Source organism: Bacillus sp. XF8 (assembly GCF_017498755.1).
Classification (GTDB): domain Bacteria; phylum Bacillota; class Bacilli; order Bacillales; family Bacillaceae_G; genus Bacillus_A; species Bacillus_A bingmayongensis.
The window spans coordinates 1-8,588 of record NZ_JAGDQK010000074.1; the positions used below are offsets into that span (position 1 = coordinate 1).

At 41.5% G+C, this 8,588-nt stretch carries 3 protein-coding genes and 1 pseudogene; all 4 read right to left on the minus strand.

The window, feature by feature from the left end; genetic code table 11:
- On the minus strand, positions 1–590 hold a 590-nt coding region (locus tag J4P91_RS27765), incomplete at its 3' end, for an acyl carrier protein (protein WP_207996658.1).
- A gap of 15 nt (positions 591–605) precedes the next feature.
- Positions 606–1,559: a polyketide synthase dehydratase domain-containing protein gene (locus J4P91_RS29940; RefSeq protein ID WP_279538734.1), complete on the minus strand. Its 954-nt coding sequence runs from the start codon at positions 1,557–1,559 to the stop codon at positions 606–608.
- A 27-nt stretch (positions 1,560–1,586) separates the two neighbouring features.
- Positions 1,587–3,371, minus strand: a pseudogene (locus tag J4P91_RS29945) (type I polyketide synthase); the annotation flags it as partial.
- Between the two features lie 66 nt (positions 3,372–3,437).
- The coding region (locus tag J4P91_RS27775) for a PfaD family polyunsaturated fatty acid/polyketide biosynthesis protein (protein ID WP_374192074.1) at positions 3,438–8,588 on the minus strand (5,151 nt) is incomplete at its 5' end.

An 8,588-nucleotide genomic window follows, 5' to 3' on the forward strand; every position in this document is an offset into this window, starting at 1 on the left:
CGGTGATGTTGGAGAAAATATTCTGTTAGCTCATTCACTGTTTTATATTCAAAGAACAGGGTTTTTGGTAACGGACCCAATCCCCCTTCCAACTGCTGGGTCAATTTGAGTACCATAATGGAGTTAATACCATACTTCTCTAAATCTATATCGTTGTCTATTTCTTCAGCGCTAACTTTAAACACCAAGGAAAGGTGCCCTTTTAGATAATCAATGATTTTTCCCCGTAAATGCTGATCCCCTTTAGATAGATTGATACCCTGTAAGAAATGAGCCAGATCATCTAACGTATTCTGTTCTGCCAAATCCTTAGTGTTTAACTCCAGCCCAAATTGATTATTTAACCGATCTGCCAATTGAGTCAGCTTTAAAGGATCAAATCCATGTTCCCCCAATGTGACATTGTGATGAATATCCTTGGTATCAATGGCCAACACTCCTGCCGCTATTTTCTTTAACGTCGGCAACAGATCACTAGATACATAATTCTTCTTATGTTGGCCCCATCGCTTAAATTGCTCTGTAGCTTCCTCTGGTGTAATCTCTTTTCCCTTCAACTGCCGATAGATACGTTTCCACTGTCCATCCATTTTTTCCTCTCTCCCTTATCTTGAAGCCATTAAAATACGCTCGACTTCTTCTTCCGATAATTCACCCTTCCAAATTTTCTCCGATAAATGGCTATAAAAAGCTTCTTCTGACATTAGATCCTTTGCACGCCTTGTCTCAAAGCCTAATATACTTATACATATCACACCATTCTCATCGTAAACATCAATATCAAACACTCTTCCTTTTTCTCTTTGTTGAATATGGATCCATACCTGATTTGAGCAAGATTGATATATATATAGTGCTTTAAGCGTAAAAGGCAAGCTACCTAAGGGCGCTTTTGATTCTATAGCAAAACCTGCTGTCGCTTGAAAAACATTATCTAGTAGGCTCGGATCAAGGTAACATTCACTCTTTCCGTTTGGTTCTGGCGATATTGCCAGCTTTGCCAAAATCTGATCCTTATACAAATAAAGATGTTCAATTCCACGATGAGAGGGACCATAATATAGACCCGCTGCACGAAAAGATGTATAGATATGCTCCGGTAAGAGGTTATGCCAAGAATACTGAGATTTTAAGTCTTGAATATTTTTCCTTTTACGGGGCGTTAAAGTAGATATCTTCATAGTACCTTGTGCATGCCTTATAGCTGTTTGATCATCGGGCTGATCCGATCCGCTGTAGATGTCATACTCTACAGTCCCATCCTCTATTAGCGCCAAAGCAATATGTACCTCAACCGGCTCCGCTTCTACTATCAATGGTTCAATCCATATATGCTCTTGTAAACTAATAAAAACTGTTCCTTGTTGTAAAGTGCTGGCGGTCATTTGATCCATCCCTTGTTCAAGGGCCGCTCTTGCCATTTCCAGATAGGCTGATCCAGGTAGCATCTTTCTCTCCTTCACCTGATGATCGGTTAAATAGCGTTCCTTTCCTGTCATAATTGTTGTAAACCGCGTGTTCGACAAATTAGATGTATTGCGATGAACTAAAGGATGCAGGTTACTGTTACTTGAAGTTGATGTACCCTGCTTAGGAAGCCAATAGCGCTCCTTAGCAAAGGGATAGCCCGGCAAACGGATCCGTCGGGGCTCACCCTCCTTATATAGTACCTGCCAATCAATCAACTCACCGGCTAGCCACCGTGAGAAAAGTGTTTCAGGATCGAGATATTGAGGGGTATCTCTCTGACTCTTCCGCTTTTTTACATGACTGATGTGTAACCCATCAGGATGTTCATCATTCAGATAAGCGGTCAGCATATCAATTGCTGCATGTTTACTATCCACCCAAAAAGCCAGGCGGTAATCCATAGCCTCACGACTCGTCTGTAAGGTATAGGCCATATCTTTGAGGTTAACTTTCACTTGTGATGCCATCCATTCTTTCATTATGCCTGCATATACCTTAAGTTGTTTCTCCGTTTTAGCCGACAAAACAAATAAAGCCGGCCGACAAGAATCTGTTACCGGCTTCTGCACTCTTTTTTTCTTTGTATCATATGCTTCTATTACCAAATGAGCATTGGTGCCACTAAAGCCAAAAGAACTAACACAAGCCCGCCTTGGTGAATCTACATCCCAAGGGCGGGTTTGTGTATTAACATAAAAAGGGGAGTTCCTAAAATCAAAGTGTTCATTAGGCTCTTTAAAGTGCAGGGTGGGCACCAATTGTTGATGCTGCATACATAACAACACCTTGTGGACGCTGGCTACACCAGCAGCGGCTGATGTATGACCAATATTGGATTTGACGGAACCAATGGCGCAAAACTGTTTTTTATCGGTTCTCTCTTGAAAGGCCGTTGATAACGCTTTAAGTTCAATAGGATCCCCCAATTTGGTACCTGTCCCATGCATTTCTGCATAGCTAATGGTTGAAGGATCAATGTTATATTTTTGGTAGACACTTCGCTCCAAAGCTATCTGGCTTTTCACACTAGGAGCAGTTAGACCGTTGGTTTTTCCATCTTGATTAGTGCCAAATCCAATAATCACACCATAAATCAAGTCATTATCAGCCTCAGCATCCTGTAGACGCTTCAACACTACAGCACCAACACCTTCACCAGGAACCATGCCATCACTGGATTGATCAAAAGCTTTACACCGCCCCTCTGGTGAGAGCATGTGTGCCGCGCACATTTCAATATAAGGCTTTGGGGTAAGGTACAACGTCACCCCACCCGCAAGGGCCATGTCAATTTCCCGGTTAAGTAACGCCTCGCACGCCAGATTGATCGCTACTAAAGAGGACGAACATGCAGTATCAATAGAAAGTGCCGGACCTTTTAAATTAAGAAAATAAGCAATGCGTGCCGATGCAATGGAAGCATAATTACCAGTCATATCAGTTAAACCATATTGTTGTTCACACAACATCCGATAATATTCATTGGCCATGATGCCAAGATACACCCCACAATTCTGACCATTCAATGCTTCAGGTGTATATCCGGCATCTGCAAAGGCCTGATAGCTCTCTTGAAGAAACAAGCGCTGTTGTGGGTCCATGGTCTCCGCCTCTGAAGGTGCTATATTAAAAAATAGGGGGTCAAAACAGGCCACATCATCAACCATACCCAACCACTTGCTATATATTTTCCCCTCATCACTGGGGTACGGTTGATAGTATGAGGCAACATCCCAACGGGAATTTGGTATTTCCCGGATAGAATCGCGACCTGCTACAAGATTTGACCAATAGACATTGAGATTGTCAGCTTCTGGGTATTTCCCTGACATCCCAATGATGGCAATGGCCTCCTCATGATTGTCAGACTTATGATTTAGCAATCGTTTTTTGGCCTCTTCAGATGAAATTTTTCCCGCTTGCAGGGCTCGTAAGATGGCTTGTGAGTTTACCATTTCCCTACCCCCTTAAACTAGATTGTATTTTTGTAATAAGACATGCGCCTCTGTCACTTCCAATACACCCTGCTCCACTTTTTGCAAAATCCCTTCCAATGTAGGTGGAGGTAGCGTCAGCGCTTCTTCTACATTGGATGGAATATTCTGTGTGACTTGATTTCCTTGCATCCAGGCAGCAAATTCACGTAAGGTTGGATATTCATATAATGTCGTTGCTTCAATTGTAGTTCCATAGCGTTTATTTAACACTCGAATCCACTCCACACCCAAAATAGAGTCTAGACCCAATTCTGAAAAATGAATATCTTCGTTAATCTGACTGGAATCAAGATACATAATTTCAGCGAGACTATTCGCCAATTCAGCTATCAATCCAATATCATCAGCTTGTTCAGGCTTTGAATAAGAGTTTGCTTGTGGACTTGCATCAACCTTCTGTATGGATAGGATATATTGTGCCAATTCACGAATAGTCGGATAATCATACAGTGTGGTAGCCTCTAGTGATAGCCCTTGCTTCTTATTAATATGACGCATCCATTCGACGCCCAATATAGAGTCTAAACCTATATCATAAAAGTTTTGATCCACATCCACCGTTTCGCCTTCTATAAATAAAATTTGAATTAGACTATCAATTAACATGTTCTGCAATGCTATTTCATCTTCTTCCGCATAATGAACTACCTGATTGTGATCAATAGGCTGGTCAATCTTGTATAAAATGATTGGTGATAAGCTTTGTCCTTGATGATGCTCTGACCAATCTGGCATGTTCATCAACGGTCTTAATTCAATTTGTTCCAATTTTAACGCTTGTTGTTCAGTATCGGACAAGCTAACTTTCTGTTTTGTTTTAGATGGAAGACTAACCAAAGATTCTGGCATGGACAACGAACTAACTTTAAACTTTTCTTTCGATGGCTGATCGCCTTTTTTCGGCCAAAAACTTTTACGTTCAAATGGATACGTAGGCAAATTAATACGATGTGGTAGATGATCCCCATATAATTGTTTCCAACCTACCTCGCCACCTTGTATCCACCAAACAGCTGCTTCTTGCCACTGCCCTTCTTTAAAAGCCTTGTTAAGGCGATTATGTCCCTTATCGTTTTCCCTAGTTAAGGCACCAGTCAACAAGTAGGAAGGCTGTTGTCCTAAGCTATACATTTTAAATGTTTGTAGCACCTCTTCCAATGAATGAGCCAAGAAAGCCATCCGGTACTCCATAGACTCTCGACCAATTTGCAAGGTATAGGCCATCTGTTGTATATCAATGTTTGGATTCTTTTGTATAAAATGGATCATCCGATCAACATAATGTTTGAGTTGTTTATCGTTTTTGGCTGACAACACCATTAATATTGGTTGACCCGGTACATAACAATTACTTACATTTTCCGATTCTTCCGGTGGCAGATACTCCTCCACCACCATATGAGCATTGGTACCACTAAAGCCAAAGGAACTGACGGCTGCACAGCGCGGTTTTCCCTGATACGTTGTCCAAGGCTGTTTACTTTTGCTTATATAAAAGGGGCTATCTCCTAGGTCAATGTGCTCATTTAAACGATCATAGTGGATTGTTGGCGGCAAAGTACGGTGTTTAATAGCTAATAGCACTTTAATCAATCCCGCAATGCCCGCGGCTGTCAGCAAATGTCCAATGTTACTTTTAACAGAGCCTAGTGCACAATACTGTTTTTTAGTAGTAAAAGATCGGAAGGCTTCTGTCAACGCTTCTACTTCAATAGGATCACCTAGTTTAGTTCCCGTTCCATGAGCCTCAACTAATGTAATATGAGCTGGGTTAATATCAAATTTTTCATAAACGTATTTTTCCAGATCTGTTTGTGCTTTTCCATTAGGTGCTGTTATACCGTTGGTTTTACCATCCTGGTTGACACCCCACCCCTTAATGACACCATAGATCGTATCCTTATCTCGAATAGCATCGCTAAGACGTTTTAATAGAATCACTCCAACTCCTTCGCTAGGAACAAATCCATCTGCTTGGTGATCAAATGTTTGGCAACGCCCCTGTTGGGACAGCATCCCTGCCTTACTAGTCATAATATGAAGGGAAGGACCCACTATCGTACATACCCCTCCTGCAAGAGCCAAATCACTGGTTCCCAATACAAGACTATTACAAGCTTCTGCAATCGCTACTAAAGAAGAGGAACAGGCGGTTTCAATCGCTAACGAAGGTCCGCGTAAATTGAGCAGATAGGAAATTCTTGCTGCTAGAATGGATGTTGTGCTACCCATGAGAAGACGAGAATTTAAGTCTTTTTCATTAAATAATTGTCCATAATCACTAGTTGCACATCCAACAAATACACCACATCGGCTACCTGAAAGATCTGATGGTCGAAGGCCAGCATCCTCTATACAGCTCCAACAATTCTCTAGGAACAACCTTTGCTGTGGATCCATAGCAATCGCATCTACTGGTGGGATATTAAAGAAAGTTGGATCAAATTTATCCACATCCTCTAAAACTCCCATCCATTTGCTTGTACTCTTTCCTGGTACTTCTGGATCTGTATCATAGTAGTGCGCTATAGGCCACCGGGAAGACGGAACTTCAGAAATACAATCTTTCCCATGAACAATGTTATCCCAAAATGCGTTGATATTATCAGCTTTAGGAAACTTCCCAGATATGCCTATAATCGCAATGTCCGTCTCTTTAAGACGCTGATCCTCATGAGCTCGTTGCAAAATTGACGATGTCTCAACAGTCACAGCTCGGGGGCTATATCGAGTTTGCAAATGTTCACAAGCCTGCACCATCAACAATGCGGCGACATCCACCACATGACGATTTTTCCAGTCCTCATAAGGTGTGCCCTTTACCCATTGATTAAACGCCCCTAAGGCAGGTCCACAAAATATTTGAAAATTATCTTTTTCAGCTAGATCCCCGTTAAGTGTAGCCCGATTACAATATGCAAAATACCATTTAAAAATAAGTGCCATCCTAAAGCGTGGATTGACTCGTGCTTCGATTAAATGTTGCGGATTTTTCTTTTTCTTATATTCACAAACTAAATCCCAAACTTCAGCAAAGGTGCGCTTAAAATAATTGATTTCAATTTCTTTTTTAATCTCATCAGGTATTTCTTCGATAGCATTATACTGCATAAACAACTCATACAATCTATTAGCCCGGTTATAGAATTGGGTATGTTTACGGACCACTTGGACTTTAGCACCGATCTCGAACATATCACCTGCAACTGTCAAAGCCGTATCATGAATAGAAATGGTACTGAGCAATTCTTTTATTACATCATGTGCACCACTTTCAACCGTACACTGGTTAATTGAACCAGTCAAAACAAAGTCAGCTCCCATCATAAAGGCGGATGCTACTGCTTCCGGAGTACCGATTCCGCCACCGCATCCTACAAGGATTGGTTCCGAATATAAATAGGTTTGCTGTATCTCCTTTCTTAGGGCTAGCACAGAAGGAACAAGAGCAGACAATACACCTTGATCGGTATGACCGCCAGAATCCGCCTCTATAGCAACATCATCAACCATTGGAATAGATTGGGATAATACTGCTTCTTCCTCTGTAATCCATCCTTCTTGCAACAGTTGATTTACTAGATCCTCAGGCGGTGGCGCCATAAATTGTTTGGCAATTTCCAAACGGGAGCATTTACCTATGATTCTTCTAGGAAAATAAAAGCTACCATCCTTCTGCTTCTTTATCCCTTTGATACGACAATAGACCAATGCTGCTGTTATAGTCGAAAAAGCGGACGCTTCAATATATGGGATGCCATAATTGATAAATAACTTAGCTTGCTCCCACTCTTCTTCCGGGTTATTTACATTAGCAATTAGACACATGCCATAGGGTTTATCGGGTCCTACAGCAGATTGAATATGTTGAATATGTGTTACCAACCTAGCTCCATCCAAACCGGCGCTTCCAAAAAAGCTAAGCAATCTAGCTTCTGCCATGGCTATCACCAATGCTTCTGAGGCGATTCCTTGGGCCATTGACCCCGCCATATAGTTCCATTTACAACCATAGCGTGTTTGAAACAATGGATCTCCGAGGCTTTCCGGACGGATCACATTCTCGCTTTTTGTTTGACTAGCTGGCTTTTGATTAATCAGAGCAGGAGCCCTATTATTAGAGATAGAAGTGACGAGCTCGTCTTTCGTAATAGGCTCTTCTAAATCTCCTTTCATATCCGCTTTTCTGTCAGTCGACAAAATTTTCTGGTTATATGGTCGCTTTTTTAATCGATCCAACTCATCGGCAACATATTGACTAAAATCTCTCAGTGTCGGATAATCATACACCTTGGTAGCTTTAATGGCCGTGCCATAGGTTTTATTTAAGGTCTTAATCCACTCAACACCAACGATAGAGTCTAAGCCTAGTTCAATAAATTTTTTACTTGGTAGAATTATCTCACGGTCAATATATAAAGCTTCTGCTAAACTTTCCGCCAACTCTTCCTGCAATTCTTCCTGCAATTCTTCTAGCCTCTGTTCCTCGCAGGAGCTCTCTTCTATGCTATCTTCTTTAGCATCTGGCAACACCATCTCCATAGGAGAAGAAGTAGGTTCACTAATGGTTTTATCATCTACAGCAATGGATATCGTAGCAGCAATCTCAGACTGTAAAGAAGAGTCTACAGGTACCTGTTCGGCTTCTGACGTTTTAAATATGGGAACCCAATAAGAATTCCGCGCAAACGGATAAGAAGGCAAATGAATCCGTCTAGGCTCTTCTTTCCACATTTGTTCCCATGGTAAATCGTAGCCCTGACAATAAAGGTTTGCCAGCCCCTGTAAAATTTCGTGATATTGCTCTAATGTTGTCGCCTTATGGCTCTGCTGAATGAGATCACGCCCAAACAACTCCATGACCTTTTGATTCATAAATCCTTCTGATACTATTCCCTTATAACTATTGGACAGAAGCTCCCCGCCTTTAAATTGTTTCAGTAGGTATAAAGCATCCGTCTGATCACTTACCACCACAACATAACGATGGCGAAAATGCTGACGACCATGTAAAAGGGTATAACTGATCTGTAAAAGGTCTACCTCCTGCCCTTCTGGGCTCTCCAAAAAGGCTATCAGGTCTGCTATTTTTTCTGTTAAAGCCTCCTCAGTCTTCGCCGA